Here is a 19,698-nt window from a genome sequence, read left to right as displayed (position 1 = left end):
CCACGCAAGGGCAGCGGCACATCAAGATAAGGGGGGACGCCGCCATCGGGCGGCCCCGCAAGAACCAAAGGGAAGAGAGATGAGTCTGGAGAAAATGGGGCAGGCGGCCCGTGAAGCCGCCTATCAGCTGGCCACCGTCAGCACGGCGCAGAAGAACCGGGCGCTGGCCGCCATCGCCGAGGAGCTGGAGGCACGCAGCCACCAGATCCTGGCCGCCAACGAGAAAGACATCGCCGCCGGCCGTGCGGCGGGCTTGTCAGACGCCATGCTGGATCGGCTGCTGCTCAACCCGGCCCGGCTGGCCGGTATCGTGGCGGACGTGCGCAAGGTGATCTCTCTGGACGATCCGGTCGGGGCCGAAATCGACAGCCGGGTGTTGGAGAACGGCTTGCGCCTCTCCCGCCGCCGGGTGCCCATCGGCGTTATCGGGGTCATCTACGAGGCGCGTCCCAACGTCACCATCGACATCGCCAGCCTCTGCCTCAAGACCGGCAACGCCAGCATACTGCGTGGCGGGCGCGAGACCTTCAACTCCAACCTGGAGCTGGTGCGGGTGATCCAGAGCGCGCTGGCGGCCTCCGGCCTGCCGCGCGATGCGGTGCAATACATCGACAACCCGGATCGGGCGCTGGTGGGCGAGCTGCTGCGCCTCGACCGCTATGTGGACATGATCATCCCCCGCGGCGGCGCCGGGCTGCACAAGATGTGCAAGGAGAACAGCTCCATTCCGGTGATCATCGGCGGTTTCGGCATCAGCCACATCTTCGTGGACGAGAGCGCCGATCTGGCGCGCTCCCTGGCGGTCATCGACAACGCCAAGGTGCAGCGTCCCTCCGCCTGCAATGCTCTCGACAGCCTGCTGGTGCACGAGAAGGTCGCCGCGACCCTGCTGCCGCAGCTGGTGGGCTTAATGAACGAGCGCAAGGTGGCCCTGGTCGCCACCCCCGAGGCCATGCCGCTGCTGGCGGGCGCCGACAGCCTGCGTGCCGCCGGCCCGGAAGACTTCGATACCGAGTGGCTCTCGCTGACCCTGGGAGTCAAGCTGGTGGCGGATGTGAACGAAGCGCTGGCCCATATGCGCGAGCACAACGCCGGCCACTCCGATGCCATCCTCACCAACGATCTGGCCAATGCCGAGCGTTTCGTCAACGGGGCCGGTTCGGCGGCGGTCTACGTCAACGCCTCCACCCGCTTCACCGACGGCGGCCAGTTCGGGCTGGGTGCCGAGGTGGCGGTCTCGACCCAGATGCTGCATGCCCGCGGCCCTATGGGGCTTACCGAGCTCACCAGCTACAAGTGGGTGGGATTGGCGGACTATCTGAGTCGCGTCTGACGCCTTTGTGGTCCTGTGTAAAGATGCCGACTCAGGTCGGCATTTTTTTGCTTTTTTCTTGCCTGCTATCAGGGGCTTGCATATAACTATCCAGCGAGGTGTGGCGATATTTTGAGCGCTGCGCTAGCCACAAAAACGGGAGCAGATTCAAGGATGAAGCAAACAGATTGGATGAAGCGCTGGGGTACGCTCTGGCTGGGGTTGCCGCTGCTGCTGGGGGCGCTCTGCTTCAGCAGCAGCAGCCACGCCAGCTGGGATCAGGATCTCTACCGCCAGTTGGGGCTGGCCGGCAAGCTCGACAAACAGGTATTTCACAAGGCCATCAACAGTTACCAGAGCGTGCGCCACAAGCGCAAACCCATTCTCACCATCATCGACTACAGCAAACCCTCGACCATGCGCCGGCTGTTCGTCATCGACGTGAAGCGCCACAAGCTGCTCTACCACACCTGGGTCAGCCATGGCCGCAATTCGGGCGAGCTGGCCGCCAACCAGTTTTCCAACCAGTTCAACTCCATGAAGAGCTCGCTCGGGGTCTATCGCACCGCCGAGACCTATCAGGGCAAGCACGGCTATTCGTTGCGCCTCGACGGCCTCAGCCCTGGCCAGAACAGCAATGCCCGCAAGCGAGCCATCGTGGTGCACGGCGCCGATTATGCCAGCCCGCGCCATTTGCGCAAATATGACAAGCTGGGCCGCAGCTGGGGCTGCCCCGCCCTGCCCAAGGAGCAGTCCAGGGCCATCATCGACATCATCAAGGGGGGCAGCGTCATCTACGCCCACGGCTGAGGCCGGCCCGCGAGCCCCAATAGAAAAGGCCAGCAGATGCTGGCCTTTTGCAGTGAGTCTGGCGTTGCGGCTACTTGCGCACCACCAGCACGGGGCAGGGGGCATGGCGCACCACGGACTCGGCCACGCTGCCTACCAGCAGATGGCTGATGCCGGAGCGGCCGTGGCTGCCCATCACCACCAGGTCGGCTTTCTCTTCCTTGGCCTGCACGACGATCTCGTCGGCGGCGCGACCGAAGCGTACCTCGAAGGTGGCCGGAATCGGCAGGCTGGCGATCAGCTCCTTCATCTGGCTCTTGGCCTGACGCTCCATCTCGTGGGTGATCTCGATGGCAGTCATGTGCAGGATCTTGTAGCTGTCGAAGCCGTGCAGTTGATCCACCACGTGGACCAGTTTGAGTTCGGCCTTGTGGCTCTGGGCCATGAATACGGCATAGTCGAGCACGGCCTGTGACATCTGGGAAAAATCGACCGGACAGAGCAGGGTTTTAATGGATGGCATATGAAGGCTCCCCTATGTTGGGTTACTAATGAATCTTATTGTCAATAATACCGATTCAGCGGGCAATAACCCTCGACTCGCTCGCAAAACCGGGAAAAAGAGGTGCGTTGCCGGCAGATCTTCATATCATGGGGAATGGCTTGGGCGCGGCTGCAAATGGCATCGCCTGCGGAGAAACGGTAAGACATGATTCGTTTGTTGCTTTCATTGACGTTGCTGATTTGCTGGCCGGGTCGGGCCGATCCCCTAGATGTCTATTGCGATGACTGGCCGGGTTTCTGCCAGCCGGATGGCAGGGGCGTCTATCTGGACATAGTGCGGGCCATCTATCAGCCCAATGGTTACCAGGTCATGCCGCGCATCGTGCCCTACAAGCGGGCCCTGGCGGTGATCGCCCAGAAAGGGGGCGACATGGCGATGGGGGTCTATCGGGATGAGGTGAGCGGCGTGCTGCAACCCCGCCATCCCGCCTCGGCCGACGATCTGACGGTGCTGATGCTCAAGAAGTGGCGGCCCCAGTGGCAAGGGGAGCACAGTCTGAGCGGGCAGGGGGTGGTGTGGCTGCGGGGCTGGGCCTTTGACAAGTACATACCGGTCTCCATGCGCTGGCACGAGATCGACAGCCACGACATGGCGCTGCAGCTGCTGGCCAAGGAGCGCTATCGCTACTACCTGACCGCCGGGGTGCTCTACTCGGCGGATTCCATTCCCGCCAACATGCAGCGCATCTTCCTGCGCTGGGTCCCGACCTATCCCATCTTTGCCGATACCGAGAAGGGGCGCAGCCTGCAACAGCTCTGGGATCAAGGCATGGTCAATCTGGTGCGACACGGCACCCTGGCCGAGATCTACCGGCGCTACCAGCTCTACGACTATTACCGCGATTTCATCAAGCAGCAGGAGCAGAGGCTAAGCCCTGGCAACTAAAGCGCCCTGCGCCGGAGGACTGGTTAGCTGTTCAGGATCTTTTTTGTCAGCGTCTCAGCCGCTTGGCCAGCCGGTCGTAGAGGATCACATTGACCGAGGCCGCCAGGTTCATGCAGCCGTGCGTCGGGACATAGATCACCTCCTGCACCGCCTTGAAGCGGGCGGGATCCAGGGTACCGTCCTCCGGGCCGAAGATGTAGAAGGCGCGCGCCGGGTGCACATAATCCGGCAGCGAGGTGGCCCCCTCGATCAGATCCACCAGCACCGGCGTGCAGCCGGCCGGCACCATCTCCATCAGATCGTCGACCCCGAGCAGGGGGATCTTCTCCACCATCTGCTTGGTATCGGTGGCGAAGCGGCGCGCCAGCTCGAAGCGGTTGCCGGTGTAGTAGACCTCGTCCGCCCCGTAGCAGCCGGCGGCCCGCATCACGGCCCCCACGTTCTCCGGTGACTTGGGGTTGACCAGCCCGATGCAGCAATAGCCTGCGTCGCCGTGCGGTGCTGACTCATCCCCCTGTGGTGGCAGGCATTCGTGATCTGACTCTCTCATCTCGCTCTCCTCTGTGGCGGCCGCATTATACTCCCGCGCCGCCCCTTGCCCAGCCTGGGCATGAACTCCCGCCTGACGGGCCCAACAAGGGGGCACTTGCACCGTCCCGGCGCAGCCGCTCGCTGCCGATCGCCCTCCAGGCGCACCTTGCATCCTGGCGCGGGGTTTGCAGTCATCCCAGGAGAGAGTAAATGCGGCTTATCCGGACAAAGGCGTCCGTCCCCTGCGGGGGCGGGCGCTTTTTTTATGGGCCATGGCAGCGGCGACCCAGGGATGGGGAGTCGGACGAGGAGGAGCAAGGGAATGAACACCACCTGTGCCTATTGTGGAGTGGGCTGCGGCATCCGGCTTAGCCGGGAGGGGAATGGCTGGCAGTTGCAGGGGGATGAGGGGCACCCGGCCAACGCGGGAGCTCTGTGCGTCAAGGGGGCCAGCCTGCTGGAGAGCCTGGATTTCCCCGATCGCCTGCTCTATCCGCGCTGGCTGGGGCAGCGCATCGGCTGGGAGCAGGCCCTGGATACCCTGGCGGAGCGTTTCACCGCCATTCTGGCCGAATCCGGGCCACAGGCCATCGGCATCTACCTGTCGGGCCAGCTCACCACCGAGGATTACTACGTCGCCAACAAGCTGATGAAGGGCTATCTCGGCAGCGCCAACGTGGACACCAACTCCCGGCTCTGCATGTCGTCGGCGGTGGCGGCCCATCAGCGCGCCTTCGGCGAGGATCTGGTGCCCGCCTGCTACGAGGATCTGGAGCTGGCGGATCTGGTGGTGATCACCGGTGCCAACACCGCCTGGACTCACCCCGTGCTGTTTCGTCGCCTGCAGCAGGCGCGGGCACGGCGCCCCGGGCTCAGGCTGGTGGTGCTGGACCCCCGTCGCACCATGACGGCGGAGCAGGGGGACCTGCACTTGGCCCTCAGGCCCGGCAGCGACGTGGCGCTGTGGAACGGGCTGTGCCGCTACCTGCTCGATCACGACGGCTGGGACAAGGATTACGTGGCGCGCCATGTGAGCGGCTTCGAGGCTCTGGCGGCAGCGCTGGACGACCCGGCCTGGCAGTTGGAGGCGGTGGCCCAGCGCTGCGACCTGGCGCCTGGGGATCTGCTCGGCTTCTACCGGCTGTTTGCCAGCACCCCCAAAACGGTCAGCCTGTTCTGCCAGGGGATCAACCAGTCCAACCAGGGGGTGGACAAGGCCAACGCCATCATCAACGCCCACCTGCTGGGCGGGCGCATCGGCAAGCCGGGGGCGGCCCCCTTCTCCATGACGGGGCAACCCAACGCCATGGGCGGGCGCGAGGTGGGCGGGCTGGCGACCCAGCTGGCGGCCCACATGGGCTTTGGCGAGGCCGAGCGCGATCGGGTGCAGCGTTTCTGGCAGAGCCCGACCATGGTGGGCGGCCCCGGCCACAAGGCGGTCGAGCTGTTCGAGGCGGTGCACCGGGGGGAGATCCGCGCGCTCTGGGTGCTCGGCACCAACCCGGCGGTCTCCCTGCCCGACGGCAACCGGGTGCGCGAGGCGCTGGCTCGCTGCGAGCTGCTGGTGGTCTCCGAGGTGACCGCCAACACCGACACGGCGCGCCTCGCCCACCTGCTGCTGCCCGCCGCCGCCTGGGGCGAGAAGAGCGGCACGGTCACCAACTCGGAGCGCACCATCAGCCGCCAGCGCGCCTTCCTGCCCCTGCCGGGGGAGGTCAGGCCCGACTGGTGGGCGCTGACCCGGCTGGCCCGCCGGCTCGGCTTCGGCGAAGGGTTTGCCTATGAGCACGAGCACGAGATCTTCTGTGAGCACGCGGCCCTGTCGGGTTTCGAGAATCAGGGGCAACGCCAGTTCGATATCTCGGGGCTGGCCCGCCTCACCCGCGCCGAGTTCGAGGCGCTGGCGCCGCTGAGCTGGCCGGTCAATGCCCGCTGGCCCCAGGGCCGGGCCCGGCTGTTCGAGGATGGGCGCTTTGCCACCCCGGATGGCCGGGCCCGCCTGCTGCCCCTGGCCCAGTGCTTTCCCCCCGAGCCTGTCGCCGCGCCAGAAGCGGTGCGGTCGCCGGCGGGCCTCTCCTTGCTGCTCAATACCGGTCGGCTGCGGGATCAGTGGCACACCATGACCCGCACCGGCCACGTGCCGCGCCTGCAGGAGGCCGAGCCCTGGCCCAGGGTGCGGCTCGGCGCCGCCAGCCTGCTGGCGCTGGGGCTCAAGGAGGGGGATCTGGTGCGCCTTCACAACGAGCTCGGGGAAGCGCGGCTGCTGGTCGGGCTGGACGAGGGGCTCAGGGAGGGGGAGGCCTTCCTGCCCATGCACTGGACCGACAGCCAGTGCAGTCAGGGGGCGGTCAATCGCCTCATCGCCGCCGTGGTGGATCCCCTTTCCGGCCAGCCCATGTTCAAGCAGGGCCGGGTGCGGGCCGAGCCGCAGCCGACCCGTTGGCAGGGGCTCTGGCTCGGTCGGCGAGACTGGGACGAGCCGCTGGACTGGTGGGCCAGGCGCCCGTTGCCGGAGGGCAACTGCACCCTGCTGGCCTCCTGGTCAGAGGCGCCCGAAGCCCTGTGGCAGCGGCTGGCAACCCAGGGGCGCTGGCTGCGACTGCCGCTGGCGTCGGGTTGGCTCGCCGTGGCGCTGGCCGGGGATCGCATCGACAGTCTGCTGCTGGTGGGGGAGCGGCGCCCGGACATCAAGGTCGAGCTGCTGGCCAGCCTGCTCGGCACCCCGCTGCAGGCGGGAGCCCTGAGCCAGACCCTGAGTGCAGCCCTGCTGGGGGAGAGCCGGCTGATCTGCTCCTGCCTGCGGGTGTCGGAGCAGCGCATCGTCGACGCCATCGTGCGGCAGGGAGTGAGCGAGCTGGCGGGGCTGCAGGCCCTGCTCGGCTGCGGCAGCAACTGCGGCACCTGTTTGCCAGAGATCGACAAGCTATTGATCAAGCATGTTTTTATCGCCACCGCTTAAGACGGGATACAAGGAGTCTGTGATGAGCCAAATCAGTCTGGTAGGGGCCGGTCCCGGTCCGCTCGAATTGTTGACCCTGCGTGCGCTGCAGCGGATCGAGGCGGCGGAGGTGGTGGTCTATGACCGCCTGGTGGGAGAGGAGATCCTGGCCCGCATTCCCCAGGGGGCGGCCCGCTTCGACGTGGGCAAGCGCTGTGGCGAGCCGAGCCCGAGTCAGGCGCAGATCAACGCCCTGCTGCTGGCGCTGGCTCGCACCGGCAAGCGGGTGGTGCGGCTCAAGGGGGGGGATCCCCTGGTGTTCGGCCGTGGCGGTGAGGAGGCGCTGCACCTGGCCCGCCACGGCATCGCCGCCGAACTGGTGCCCGGCATCACGGCGGCGCTTGGCTGCGCCGCCAGCAGCCTGATCCCGCTGACCCACAGGGGGCTGGCCCGCTCCCTGACTCTGGTCACCGGCCACCTGATGGACGAGGGCGACTATCAGGGCTGGCAGGGGCTGACCCGGGCCGGCCACACCCTGGTGTTCTACATGGGGTTGGAGCGGGCGGCCGAGATCCGGCAGGGGTTGCTGGCGGCCGGTGCCTCACCTGAGTTGCCGGTGGCGCTGGTGGTGGCCGGTTGCAGCGCCCGCCAGCAGGTCCATGAGACCCGGCTGGACGGGCTGGCGCAGGCCGCCTTGGCCCTGCTCGGCCAGAGCCCGGTGCTGATGATCATGGGGGAGGTGGTGCGCCTTCGCGCCGAGCTGCAGGGCCTGCTGGGACAGGCGCTGGATCGGGTGGCCTGAGCCGCCGTTCCCCCTCTACCTCTACTACCTCCAGAGGAATAAAAAGGGGGTAGATTCAAACAGTTGGCGCTCATGTTGCCTCTATGGTGACAGACCACAGTGGTGGCAGACCAATCGAATGCCGTTGGCAAGGAGCGCCATGACCATTCTCACTTCAGGAGGCCCCGTTTCCCGCCTGCTGATCCACGCCGACGAACCGGGTCAGGCCAACCGGCTGGCCCTCTTGGTCAGCCAGTATGGCCATCAGCCCAGGATCCTCGACGCTCGCCAGCTGCTGAGCCCGGATGGGCAGGGAGACGCCCTGCTCGTCAGCAGTCGCCGTTTCGACGCCGAGACGCGGCTCGGTCTCTCCCTCTGGCCTGACATGCCGCGCCTGCTGTTCTGCGAGCGGCTGGGGGGCGAGGCGCAGCAGGCCTTGCTGCAGCAGGGAGTCTTGCTGGTGCCCCACCCGTGCGGGGAGAAGGAGCCGGTGGAGCAGTGGCTGCGCCTCGCCCGCAGCCAGCTGGCCATGGTGCAGGCGCTGGCCCGAACCGAGAGCGAGCTGCGCCGGCAGCTGGTGGAGCGGCGGCTGATCGAGCAGGCCAAGGGGCGGCTGATGCGCCATCAGGGGCTGGACGAGGAGCAGGCCTACCGCCTGATGCGCAGCACCGCCATGAGCCGCCACCTGAGCCTGGGGGAGCTGGCACGGCAACTGCTGTTGGCACTGCCCGCTTGAGAACCGGGTCCACGCTCCTACTGCGAGGCCGTGATCAAGGCTCATGTGCTGCTCGGAATCCTCATTTATGTCTATAAACTCCGGTTCCTGCGCTGCTCTTTACCTTGCTGACGACCTCTCGTGACAGATCGCGAACCGGTTCTGAAGGGACTGGCAAACCGTTTTGGTGCAACGGCGCCTCATTGAGGCGCATAAACGGGCAGAGGATGCGCCCCGAGCAGCTCAGGGCCCGCCAGCGGTGGTTCGGCCAAGTTGGCACGGAAAGTGAATTAACGAACAGACAGAACAAGACGCAATGGTGAGGCCGCAAGGCTCCACCGACAACAGGGCAAAGAAGCCTCACCGATCCCGGATCGGTGGGGCTTTTTTTTTGGTCGTCATCCTGCAACGAGGCAGGCGGACGGCAGCCCGGAACAGGAACCGAGCGAGGGAATGGCATGAACAGACGACAAGGATGTGCGGGGATGCTGCTGGCGGTGCTGTCACTGCCGGCGCTGGCCGCGGTGGGGGCGCCCGAGCAGGAGGAGATCAAGCTCGGCTTCATCAAGCTGACCGACATGGCGCCGCTGGCGGTGGCCTATGAGCGTGGCTATTTCGAGGACGAAGGGCTCTATGTCACCCTCGAGGCCCAGGCGAACTGGAAGATCCTGCTGGATCGGGTGATCGACGGCGAGCTGGACGGTGCCCAGATGCTGGCGGGTCAGCCCCTGGCCGCCCACATCGGCATCGGCACCCAGGCCGAGCTGGTGACGGCGTTTGCCATGGATCTCAACGGCAACGCCATCACGGTGGCGAAGCCGGTGTGGGCCGCCATGGCGCCCCAACTGCCCAAGCCGGTGGCGGGCAAGGTACCGGCGCCGGTGAGCGCCGCCGCCCTCAAGCCGGTGGTGGATCAATACCGGCAGGCGGGCAAGCCGTTCAACATGGGAATGGTGTTCCCCGTCTCCCCCCACAACTACGAGCTCAGGTACTGGCTGGCGGCCGGCGGTCTGAATCCCGGTTTCTACGCGCCCAAACTGGGTGACAACTCGGGCCAGCGCCAGGCGGACGTGCTGCTGTCAGTCACCCCGCCACCGCAGATGCCCGCCACCCTGGAGGCGGGCACCATCGCCGGCTACAGCGTGGGGGAGCCCTGGAACCAGCAGGCGCTCGCCAAGGGGATCGGGGTGCCGGTCATCACCGATCAGGAGATCTGGCGCAACAACCCGGAGAAGGTATTCGGCGTCACCCGGCAGTGGGCGGAGCGCCACCCCAACGCCCACGTCCGGCTGGTGAAGGCGCTGCTGCGGGCGGCCTGGTGGCTGGATGCCGAGCAGAACGGCAACCGGCGCGAGGCGGCCAAGTTGCTGGCAAAACCCGAGTACGTGGGGGCCGACGAGGCGGTGATCGCCAGCTCCATGACCGGCACCTTCGAGTACGGCAAGGGTGACGTGCGCCAGTTGCCGGACTTCAACGTCTTCTTTCGCCATCACGCGACCTACCCCTACTACTCGGACGCCATCTGGTATCTGACCCAGATGCGGCGCTGGGGCCAGATACCCGAGGCCAAGCCGGATGCCTGGTTCGAGCAGGTGGCCAAGGCGGTGTATCAACCCGAGGTCTATCGCCAGGCTGCCGAGGCGCTGATCGCCGAGGGCAAGCTCAAGGCGCAGGACTTCCCCGACTTTGCCAGCGAACAGGGCTATCGCGGCCCTCAGGATGGCTTCATCGACGGCCTCATCTACGACGGCCGCCACCCCAACGCCTATCTGCAGCAGTTCGCCATCGGCCTCAAGGGTGATGAGCGGGTGCAATGAGCGAGGAGCGCGCAATGAAACGACATCAGTGGAAAATCATGGATTGGAAAAACCTGGTGCAGCCCCTGCTGGGTGTGCTGCTGTTTCTCGGCCTCTGGCAGTGGGGGGCGAGCCAGGTGCAGACCAGCCTGGGCACGTTGCCGGGGCCGCTCGCTACCGCCAGCCAGCTCTGGTCGCTGGGTCAGGATCACCTGGCCGAGCGGGAGAAGGCGAGCGCCTTCCTCGAGCGCCAGCGGGTGCGCAACGCCGAGCGGCTGGCTGCGGATCCGGCGGCCGAGGTGAAGCTGCGTCCCTACACAGGGCGCCCCACCTTCTTCGATCAGATAGCGACCAGCCTGCTCACCGTGCTGTGCGGCTTTGGCCTCGCGACCCTGATCGCCATCCCGTGCGGGGTGCTGCTCGGCATGAATCAGGGGCTCTATCGCGCCGCCAACCCGGTGATCCAGCTGCTCAAGCCGGTGTCGCCGCTGGCCTGGCTGCCGCTCATCACCCTGGTGGTGAGCGCCCTCTACGCCAACCCGACTCCCTGGCTTGCCAAGTCCTTCCTCACCTCGGCGCTGACGGTGACCCTCTGCTCCCTCTGGCCGACCCTGATCAACACCGCGGTGGGGGTGGCGGGGCTGGACCGGGATCTGCACAACGTCAGCCGGGTGTTGCGGCTCTCTTTCCTGACCCACGTGCGGCGCATCGTGCTGCCCGGCGCCCTGCCCATGATCTTCACCGGCCTTCGCCTGTCCCTGGGGGTGGCCTGGATGGTGCTGATCGCGGCTGAGATGCTGGCCCAGAACCCGGGGCTCGGCAAGTTCGTGTGGGACGAGTTCCAGAGCGGCGGCTCGGCCTCGCTGGCCCGCATCATGGTGGCGGTGATCACCATAGGCCTCATCGGCTGCGCCCTGGACAGGGGCATGCTGGCCTTGCAGCAGTGGCTCTCCTGGGACAAACGCCAGGTATTGCGCTAGGGCTGCCATCAGGCAACCAGGCCCTGCAGCAGTGGCTTTGCTTCAGGACAAGCGCCAGGTGCTGCGTTAACAACCAATTCCATATTCAGGCGGGAGAAGAGCCAATGAAGAGTTATCTGCAGTTAAGCGACGTCGGCATCTCGTTCGAGACGGAGCAGGGGCGCTTCGAGGCCCTCAGTCGGGTCAACCTGCGCATCGAGCGGGGGGAGTTCGTCTCCCTCATCGGTCACTCAGGTTGCGGCAAGAGCACCGTGCTCAACCTGGTGGCCGGGCTGCTGGAGCCCACCACGGGGGGCATCATCCTCGACGGGCGCGAGGTGGCGGGGCCCGGTCCGGAGCGGGCCATGGTGTTCCAGAACCATGCCCTGCTGCCCTGGCTCAGCGTCCGGCAGAACGTGGCGCTGGCGGTGGGGCAGGTGGAGCCGAACCGGCGGGCGGTGGCGGAGCGGGTGGACTACTACCTCTCCCTGGTGCAGATGGAGCACGCCAGCCAGAAGATGCCCCACGAGCTGTCGGGGGGGATGAAGCAGCGGGTCGGCATTGCCCGTGCCCTGTCGCTCTCCCCCAAGGTGCTGCTGATGGACGAGCCGTTCGGTGCCCTCGATGCCCTGACCCGTGCCCATCTGCAGGATGCCCTGATGGCCATCCAGGCCGAGCTTGGCAACACCGTCATCATGATCACCCACGACGTGGATGAGGCGGTGCTGCTCTCCGATCGCATCGTCATGATGACCAATGGCCCCGCCGCCACCGTCGGCGAGATCCTGACCGTGGACCTGCCGAGGCCCAGGGACAGGGTGGCCCTGGCGGACGATGGTCACTATCACAAGCTGCGCCAGCAGGTGCTGCGCTTCCTCTACGAGAAGCAGCGCAAGGTGACCCCCCTCAAGGTGGCCGAGCCAGTTCGCAGTCAGCGCCGGGCCTGAGCCCATCTATTCAAGGAAGAGAAATATGGACAACAAGCAGAGAGTGCAGGTGGTGGGTAACGGCATGGATTTGCTCGATCATCACTTCGTCGAATCGCCAGAAAGGATTGAGAAACAGCGGCTGCTGGTGGTAGGCAACGGCATGGTGGGTCATCACTTTGTCGAGCAGCTGGTGGCGGCCGGTGGCCTCGAGCGCTTCGAGGTGACAGTGTTCGGTGCCGAGCCGGACTCCGCCTACGACAGGGTGCACCTCTCCGAGGTATTCGGCGGCAAGGCGCCCGAGGCGCTGCGGATGGCGGATCCCGCCTGGTATGAAGAGAACGGCATTGCGCTGCGGCTGGGGGCCGAGGTGGAGGTGCTGGACAGAGACACCCGCACCCTGACCTTGGCCTGTGGTGAGCAGTTCGGTTACGACCGACTGGTGCTGGCAACCGGCTCGGTCCCCTTCGTGCCCTCCATCCCCGGCCATCAGCGGGCCGGTTGCTTCGTCTATCGCACCCTGGCGGATCTCGCCGCCATCCGCGATGCCTGCGCCGGCGCGCGCAGCGGCGTGGTGATCGGCGGTGGCCTGCTCGGGTTGGAGGCGGCCAATGCGCTGCGGCTGCTCGGGCTCAGTACCCGGGTGGTGGAGTTCGCCCCCAGGCTGATGCCGGTGCAGCTCGACGAGAGCGGCGGCGCCGTGCTGCGGGACAAGATCCGGGCGCTCGGGGTCGAGGTGCTGGTGGAGAAGGCCACCGAGTGCATAGAGGATGGGGAGCAGGCCCGTCAGCGGCTGAGGTTCAAGGATGGCTCTCATCTTGAGACCGACGTGATCCTGTTCTCGGCCGGTATCAGACCCGCCGACGGCCTGGCCCGTCAATCCGGGCTGAGCGTCGGCGAGCGCGGCGGCATCTGCATCGACGAGGGCTGCCACAGCTCGGACCCCGCCATCCTCGCCATCGGTGAGTGCGCGCTCTGGCAGGGACGCATCTTCGGGCTGGTGGCCCCCGGCTACCAGATGGCCCGGGCCGCCGTGGCCAGCCTGTGCGGCGGCGAGAGCCGCTTCGCGGGGGCCGACATGTCCACCAAGCTCAAGCTGATGGGGGTGGATGTGGGTTCCATCGGCGACGCCCACGCCAGCACCGCCGGCGCCCAGGAGCTGCTGTTGCTGGACAGGGTCAATGGCATCTACAAGAAGCTGGTGACCGACGGCGAGGGGGGCCGGCTGCTCGGCGCCATCCTGGTGGGGGACGGCACCGATTATGAGCGGCTGCTGCAGTACTGCCAGAACGGGGTGGCACTGCCCCAGCCGCCGCTCTCCCTGCTGGTGGGGGAGGCGGGCGGCGCGGCGGCGCCTCTGGTGCTGCCGGACAGCGCCATCCTCTGCTCCTGCCACAACGTCAGCAAGGGGGCCGTGGTGGCCGCCGTCAGAGCGGGCAATCACGAGCTGTCGGCGGTGAAGAGTTGCACCAAGGCGGGCACCGGCTGCGGCGGCTGCAGCAACCTGCTCAAGCAGGTGGTGGATCAGACCCTGGCGGATCTCGGGGTCGAGGCGGACAAGGGGCTGTGCGAGCACTTCGCCCACAGCCGCCAGGAGGTCTATCACCTGGCCCGGGTCGGCGAACTGAAGAGCTTCGAGGCGCTGCGAGACAAGCACGGTCACGGCCTGGGCTGCGACATCTGCAAGCCGACGGTCGCCTCCATCCTGGCGTCGCTGTGGAACGAGCACGTGCTGGAGCAGCCCCACCGCGCCCTGCAAGACAGCAACGATGCCTTCCTCGCCAACCTGCAAAAGGACGGCACCTACTCGGTGGTGCCGCGCATTCCGGGCGGGGAGATCACCCCGGACGGCCTCATCACCATCGGCGAGGTGGCGCGCAAGTACGGCCTCTACACCAAGATCACCGGCGGCCAGCGCATCGACCTGTTCGGTGCCCGGGTCGATCAGCTGCCCGCCATCTGGGGCGAGCTGGTGGCTGCGGGGTTCGAGACCGGCCAGGCCTACGGCAAGTCGGTACGCACCGTGAAGTCCTGCGTGGGCTCGACCTGGTGCCGCTACGGGGTGCAAGACTCTATGACCCTGACCCAGACTCTGGAACACCGCTACAAGGGGTTGCGGGCCCCTCACAAGCTGAAGTTTGCGGTCTCCGGCTGCACCCGGGAGTGCGCCGAGGCCCAGAGCAAGGACATCGGCGTCATCGCCACCGAGCGGGGCTGGAACCTCTATGTGTGCGGTAACGGCGGCATGCGGCCGCGCCACGCCGACCTGTTCGCCACCGATCTCGACGAGGTGACCCTGATCCGCTACATCGACCGGTTGCTGATGTTCTACGTGCGCACCGGCGATCGGCTGCAGCGCACCTCGGTCTGGATGGAGGGCATGGAGGGGGGGCTCGACTACCTCAAGTCGGTGATCATCGAGGACCGGCTCGGCATCGGCGCCGAGCTGGAGGCCATGATGGAGGGGATAGTCGGCAGCTGGCAGTGCGAGTGGAAGAGCACATTGGCGGATCCGGACAAGCTCAAACTGTTCGAGGCTTTCGTCAACCGGCCCGAGGACCAGACGCCGCCGCGCCGTGAGGAGCGGGGCCAGTGGGTGCCGGATATCGCTGTCAAGGCGGTGGTATGAACGAGGTCAGCGGGTTGCAAGCCAGCCATCGGCATCAAGGAGAGGGTATGAGCGGGAGCAGTGAGTTGGGCTGCAGTCATAAGGAACGGGAGGTTGAGATGAACAGACTCAAGGACGATATGTTGCCATCGGAGCATGGCGAATGGCTGCGGGCATGCGAGCTGGTCGCCCTGCCGGAGCAGGCGGGGCGCAGCGCCTGGCTGGGGGGCAGGGCGCTGGCGCTGTTCCGGCTCGGCGAGCGGGTCTATGCGCTGGATGCGGTGGATCCCCTGACCGGGGTGGCGGTGCTGGGCCGCGGCCTGGTGGGGGATTGCGACGGCGAGCCGGTAGTGGCCTCGCCGCTCTACAAGCAACGTTACGCCCTGGCGGATGGCCGCTGCCTGGACGACCCGGCATTGCGGGTCGCCTGCTGGCCGGTGATGCACAGTGCCGGCGAGGTCTGGGTGTTGCTGGGGTGAGTGGCACCATCTGAAAACCGTTTTCCTGTCACCGGGTTTTGCCCGGTGATTTTTTGTGCGCAAGCCGACAATTTTTGCACGAGGCGATGGCGGGTAAACGTTTTTCGGAAATAATGGACAAACGTTTGTAACTGGATGTTTGTCTATGACGGAACGTGAGCAAGAGATCCTCGCCCTGCTGCGCCAGGACCCCATGATTGCCCAGCAGGAGCTGGCGGACAGGCTCGGTATCAGCCGCTCGGCGCTGGCGAGCCACATCTCCAGCCTGATGCGCCAGGGCTATGTGCAGGGGCGCGGTTATGTGCTGCGCGAAGGACCCTACGCCGTGGTGATCGGCGGCGCCAACATGGATATCTGCGGCTGCAGCCACGACAACCTGCGCATCGGGGATTCCAATCCCGGCAAGGTGCGTACTTCGGCCGGCGGGGTGGGGCGCAACATCGCCGAGAACCTGGCGCGCCTCGGTACCGACACCCGGCTGCTGAGCGCGGTGGGCAATGATCAATACGGCCATCATCTGCTGGACGTGACCCAGCGCGCCGGCGTCGACGTGCGCCAGGTGCTGATGCTGGATGGCCAGGCGACCTCCTGTTACCTCAGCCTGCACGATGGCAGCGGCGAGATGAGCTGCGCCGTCAACGACATGGCGATCATCGAGCAGCTCACCCCGGCCCGACTCACCCCCTTGAGCGGTTTTCTTGGCGCGGCCCGGCTCTGGGTGCTCGACACCAACCTCGCCACTCACACCCTCGACTGGCTGTTCGAGCGCCAGGGTGAGCACATCATCTTCGTCGACACCGTCTCGGTGGCCAAGGTGGAGAAGATCCGCCCCTGGCTGCACCGCATCCACACCCTCAAGCCCAACCGCAGCGAGGCGGAGCAGCTGTGCGGCTTCACCATCGCCGGGCCCGACACCTGGCCCATGGCGGCGGCCTGGTTCCACCGCGCCGGGGTGCAGCGGTTGTTCCTGAGCCTCGGCGATCAGGGAATTTTCTATAGCGACGGGGAGTGCCAGGGCCATCTGCCCGTGCTCGGCAGCCCGGTCGTCAACGTGACCGGCGGCGGCGATGCCTTCATGGCAGGGCTGGCCCACGCCTGGTTGCAGGAGCAGGGCATCATGGAGACAACCCGGTTCGCCCTCGGTTGCGCCGCCCTCACCGTCAATTGTTCCGATACCGTCTTTTCCGGCCTATCCAAGGCCGCCGTTGAACGCATGCTGGAGGAGTACCCATGTTGAACGCTTACCTCGATATCCAACCTGAAGTCGCCGCCGCGCTGGCCGCCGGCAAGCCGGTGGTGGCCCTGGAGTCCACCATCATCTCCCACGGCATGCCCTATCCGCAGAACGTGGAGACGGCGCGCCAGGTCGAGCAAGTCGTGCGCGACAACGGCGCCGTGCCGGCCACCATCGCCATCATCGATGGCCGCCTCAAGGTGGGTCTGGATGAGGGGGCTCTGGAGGCGTTGGGCCGGGCCGGTCATGCCGCCACCAAGTGCAGCCGCCGCGACATTCCCTTCGTGCTGGCCAACAAGGGGCTGGGGGCGACCACGGTGGCCTCCACCATGATCATTGCCGCCATGGCCGGGATCCGGGTGTTCGCCACCGGCGGCATCGGCGGCGTGCACCGCGGTGCCCAGGAGACCTTCGACATCTCGGCGGATCTGCAGGAATTTGCCCAGACCCCGGTGGCCGTGGTCTGCGCCGGTGCCAAGTCGATCCTCGACATCGGTCTGACCCTGGAGTACCTGGAGACCCAGGGCGTGCCGGTGATCGGCTACCAGACCGAGGAGCTGCCCGCCTTCTACACCCGCGAGAGCGGCTTCAAGGTGGATTACCGCCTCGAGAGCCCGGCGGAGATCGCCGAGGCGCTGCGCCTCAAGTGGGAGCTGGGGCTGGCGGGCGGCGCCGTGGTGGCCAACCCGATCCCGACCCAGTTTGCCATGCCCAAGGCCGACATCGACGCCGCCATTGCCCAGGCACTGCGAGAGGCGGACGAGCAGGGGGTGAAGGGCAAGGAGTCCACCCCCTTCCTGCTGGCCCGGGTGTGCGAACTGACCGGCGGCAACTCGCTGGCAGCCAATATCCAGCTGGTACTGAACAACGCCGCGCTGGGGGCGCGCATCGCCGCCAGCCTCTGATCCGCTGTCGCAACAAAAAAGAGGGCCCGCGGGCCCTCTTTTTTTATGTTGGCTCTGTGAGTTGCCGGGGGCGTTATTGCAGTACCAGCCGACCGTGCAGCGGCTGCACGGGGCGGTTGTTGGGGTGGTGCATCACCGCCTTGAAGGCGTCGATCTGGCCCTGACTCACCTGCACCGGCTGCTTCATCACCAGCCAGCGCACCCCTTCCGAGCAGGGGGGCGTGGTCAGCGAGCCGCTGAAGCGGTAGTAGTCGCGTTTAGCGGGCAGCAGTTGTTCGGCCGAGATCGGTTTCTTGAAGGCGTGACTCTCTCCCGCCTTGGCTGGCAGCACCTGCCAGGCCTGGCTCAGGGCAGCATTGGCCTGGCCCGGCTCGAACATCACCGCCACCACCGCCAGCTCCCCCTGGGCGTTGGCATGCACCAGGTGCCCCTCCAGCGGATAGGAGTGGCCCTTGATGAGGTTTTCGCTGGGGGCGTGGAAGTGGAACTGCTTGAGCTCAAAGCGCATGCCGTCGAGCTCAAGGCTGCTGCCCGGGGCATAGTCGACCTGCACCGTGTGGCCGTTGTTGGTGACGCTGCGGCCCCCCGCCAGGTAGTGAAACTGCAGCGGGGCCAGCTCGGCCTCGACCAGACCGTCGAGGTTGACCGGCGACTGGTTGCTGCCCGCACACTGGCCAAATTCCGGGGTCAGTCTGGCCCACTGCGCCGGGCCGGCCTCACCGCTGTATTCCCAATGTGGGGTGGCGGCGAAGGCGGCGGGGCAGAGCAACAGGGCAACGGCCAACAGGGACTTTCTCATCATGCATCCTTATCTTGATTGAAAAGCACGGCGATCCGTATCCTGCATTGACGAGGAAATAACGGAAGGCATCATCTGAATTGCGGGATACAGAAGGTCAGACGGTATTTTTATTATTGGTTGGGTGATCGCCGACGATATTTATGATGCATTTTATATGAATCTAAATAATGGGCGGTCACGCCTGCATATTGAATAATCGCTTTATTCAATGACAGCAATCTAATTAATTGGCTGTCATCGCAGATGAATTTGCTCATAATTCATTCATCGGAATTCAGCTCTTTTTTGCCGCGCAAGTCCCCGCCATAAGTCCGTCTATAATATATTAATTCATTGTTTTTAATGTGGTTTTTGTTGGTCTCATTTGATCTTGAACAAATAATGCACAGGCTTTCCCGGGCAGGCTGAGGCTGCTGTTATGCACAGCCACAAGGGAGAGAGAAAAAATGAATAAATATTGTCTGTTGCTGGCGCTGGGCCTGCCAGGGATGGGGTGGGCGAACGAGCCGATCCAGCCGGTGGAAGCGGCCAAGGTGAGCGCACCGGAAAAAGTCGAGCTGGGCAAGATGCTGTTCTTCGAGCCGCGGCTCTCCAAATCCAACGCCATCTCCTGCAACTCCTGCCACAACCTGGCGACCGGCGGGGTAGACAACCAGGTCAGTTCCCTCGGTCACAAGTGGAAGGAGGGGCCGATCAACTCGCCCACCGTGCTCAACTCCAGCCTCAACTTCGTGCAGTTCTGGGATGGGCGCGCCAAGGATCTGCAGGCGCAGGCGGCGGGCCCCATCGAGAATCCGCTGGAGATGGCCTTCACCCACAAGCTGGCGGTGGAGACCCTGCACACCCTGCCCGAGTACCGGGCCCGGTTCAGCGCCGTGTACGGCAAGGCGGACTTCGGCATCGACGAGGTGACCGATGCCATCGCCGCCTTCGAGGAGACTCTGGTCACCCCCAATGCGCCGTTCGATCGCTGGCTGAAGGGGGATGCCAAGGCGCTGACTGCGCAGCAGCTGAAGGGCTATCAGCTGTTCAAGGAGAAGGGCTGCACCGCCTGCCACAACGGGGTGGCCATCGGCGGCAACTCCTATCAGAAGATGGGGCTGGTCAAGCCGTTCAAGACCGACAACCCGGCCCAGGGACGCGGTGGGGTGACCGGCGAGAAGCAGTTCATCGGCTGGTTCAAGGTGCCGACCCTGCGCAACATCGAGCTGACCTACCCCTACTTCCACGACGGATCTGTGTGGGATCTGAAGGAGGCGGTGCAGATCATGGCGGACATCCAGCTCGGCCAGACCCTGAGCGAGCAGGAGGCGGACGACATGACCGCCTACCTCAAGAGCCTGACCGGCGAGCAGCCGCAGATCGTGTTGCCTATTCTGCCGCCCTCCCAACCCGATACCCCCAGGCCTCAGGTCAAGAGCTGAGCGGGATTGATGATTGCAGCGGAGCCACCGGCTCCGCTTTTTCATGCCT

The 19,698-nt window shown here is 65.7% G+C and carries 16 protein-coding genes and 1 pseudogene; 14 read left to right on the top strand and 3 right to left on the bottom strand.

All coding sequences use genetic code 11. From position 1 onward, the window contains the following. Window positions 1-67 precede the first annotated feature (67 nt). A pseudogene (locus OKC44_RS14505) lies at window positions 68-1,333 on the top strand (glutamate-5-semialdehyde dehydrogenase); the annotation flags it as partial. Window positions 1,334-1,486: 153 nt separating this feature from the next. Then, window positions 1,487-2,122: a murein L,D-transpeptidase catalytic domain family protein gene (locus OKC44_RS14500; protein WP_270813630.1), complete on the top strand. Its 636-nt coding sequence runs from the start codon at window positions 1,487-1,489 to the stop codon at window positions 2,120-2,122. Window positions 2,123-2,192: 70 nt separating this feature from the next. Here OKC44_RS14500 and OKC44_RS14495 read toward each other — a convergent pair whose 3' ends face one another. Beyond that, window positions 2,193-2,624 carry a universal stress protein gene (locus OKC44_RS14495; RefSeq protein WP_011707183.1) on the bottom strand — a complete coding sequence of 144 codons (432 nt, stop codon included), beginning with the start codon at window positions 2,622-2,624 and terminating at the stop codon, window positions 2,193-2,195. A gap of 186 nt (window positions 2,625-2,810) precedes the next feature. Between OKC44_RS14495 and OKC44_RS14490 the strand changes: the two genes are divergently transcribed. Then, window positions 2,811-3,551 (top strand): hypothetical protein, encoded by a 741-nt coding sequence (locus OKC44_RS14490; protein ID WP_270813628.1) that lies wholly within the window; start codon window positions 2,811-2,813, stop codon window positions 3,549-3,551. 46 nt (window positions 3,552-3,597) lie between these two features. Here OKC44_RS14490 and OKC44_RS14485 read toward each other — a convergent pair whose 3' ends face one another. After that, on the bottom strand, window positions 3,598-4,101 hold the full coding sequence (locus OKC44_RS14485; RefSeq protein ID WP_270813626.1) for an RNA methyltransferase: 504 nt from the start codon (window positions 4,099-4,101) through the stop codon (window positions 3,598-3,600). Between the two features lie 303 nt (window positions 4,102-4,404). Here OKC44_RS14485 and OKC44_RS14480 point away from each other — a divergent pair, with 303 nt between their 5' ends. The 10 genes from OKC44_RS14480 (at window position 4,405) to OKC44_RS14435 (ending at window position 17,423) form a co-directional block, all read left to right on the top strand. After that, the gene (locus tag OKC44_RS14480) at window positions 4,405-7,041 is read left to right on the top strand and encodes a nitrate reductase (protein WP_270813625.1); all 2,637 of its coding nucleotides are present in this window, start codon (window positions 4,405-4,407) and stop codon (window positions 7,039-7,041) included. Between the two features lie 22 nt (window positions 7,042-7,063). After that, entirely contained in the window at window positions 7,064-7,822 is a 759-nt protein-coding gene (gene cobA, locus OKC44_RS14475; protein ID WP_270813624.1) for a uroporphyrinogen-III C-methyltransferase, read from the top strand. Between the two features lie 139 nt (window positions 7,823-7,961). Further along, window positions 7,962-8,537, top strand: a complete 576-nt coding sequence (locus OKC44_RS14470; protein WP_270813622.1) for an ANTAR domain-containing response regulator — start codon at window positions 7,962-7,964, stop codon at window positions 8,535-8,537. A 437-nt stretch (window positions 8,538-8,974) separates the two neighbouring features. Continuing rightward, window positions 8,975-10,333 carry a CmpA/NrtA family ABC transporter substrate-binding protein gene (locus tag OKC44_RS14465; RefSeq protein ID WP_270813620.1) on the top strand — a complete coding sequence of 453 codons (1,359 nt, stop codon included), beginning with the start codon at window positions 8,975-8,977 and terminating at the stop codon, window positions 10,331-10,333. Between the two features lie 38 nt (window positions 10,334-10,371). Continuing rightward, a complete protein-coding gene (locus OKC44_RS14460; RefSeq protein ID WP_270813618.1) occupies window positions 10,372-11,292 on the top strand; it encodes an ABC transporter permease in 921 nt (306 codons plus the stop codon). A gap of 104 nt (window positions 11,293-11,396) precedes the next feature. Beyond that, window positions 11,397-12,218 carry an ABC transporter ATP-binding protein gene (locus OKC44_RS14455; RefSeq protein WP_139388840.1) on the top strand — a complete coding sequence of 274 codons (822 nt, stop codon included), beginning with the start codon at window positions 11,397-11,399 and terminating at the stop codon, window positions 12,216-12,218. Window positions 12,219-12,243: 25 nt separating this feature from the next. After that, on the top strand, window positions 12,244-14,826 hold the full coding sequence (gene nirB / locus OKC44_RS14450; protein WP_270813614.1) for a nitrite reductase large subunit NirB: 2,583 nt from the start codon (window positions 12,244-12,246) through the stop codon (window positions 14,824-14,826). A gap of 98 nt (window positions 14,827-14,924) precedes the next feature. Then, on the top strand, window positions 14,925-15,284 hold the full coding sequence (nirD, locus tag OKC44_RS14445; RefSeq protein WP_270813612.1) for a nitrite reductase small subunit NirD: 360 nt from the start codon (window positions 14,925-14,927) through the stop codon (window positions 15,282-15,284). 145 nt (window positions 15,285-15,429) lie between these two features. Continuing rightward, window positions 15,430-16,521, top strand: coding sequence for a PfkB family carbohydrate kinase (locus OKC44_RS14440; protein WP_024943589.1), 1,092 nt, complete (start codon window positions 15,430-15,432; stop codon window positions 16,519-16,521). Continuing rightward, complete coding sequence (locus OKC44_RS14435; protein ID WP_270813610.1) at window positions 16,515-17,423, top strand: pseudouridine-5'-phosphate glycosidase; 909 nt, start codon at window positions 16,515-16,517, stop codon at window positions 17,421-17,423. The genes OKC44_RS14440 and OKC44_RS14435 overlap by 7 nt, the downstream gene beginning before the upstream one ends. Before the next feature lie 73 nt (window positions 17,424-17,496). Here OKC44_RS14435 and OKC44_RS14430 read toward each other — a convergent pair whose 3' ends face one another. Continuing rightward, complete coding sequence (locus tag OKC44_RS14430; RefSeq protein WP_270813608.1) at window positions 17,497-18,222, bottom strand: carbonic anhydrase; 726 nt, start codon at window positions 18,220-18,222, stop codon at window positions 17,497-17,499. Window positions 18,223-18,671: 449 nt separating this feature from the next. On the opposite strand from OKC44_RS14430, the gene OKC44_RS14425 reads away from it, so the two are divergent. Beyond that, window positions 18,672-19,649, top strand: coding sequence for a cytochrome-c peroxidase (locus OKC44_RS14425; RefSeq protein WP_029299222.1), 978 nt, complete (start codon window positions 18,672-18,674; stop codon window positions 19,647-19,649). Window positions 19,650-19,698: the final 49 nt, after the last annotated feature.

It is taken from the genome of Aeromonas sp. S41-2 (genome assembly GCF_027705845.1).
Taxonomy (GTDB): Bacteria; Pseudomonadota; Gammaproteobacteria; order Enterobacterales; family Aeromonadaceae; genus Aeromonas; species Aeromonas hydrophila.
Note: the sequence above shows the minus strand (reverse complement) of the source record. Positions and strands in the feature narration are given on the sequence as shown.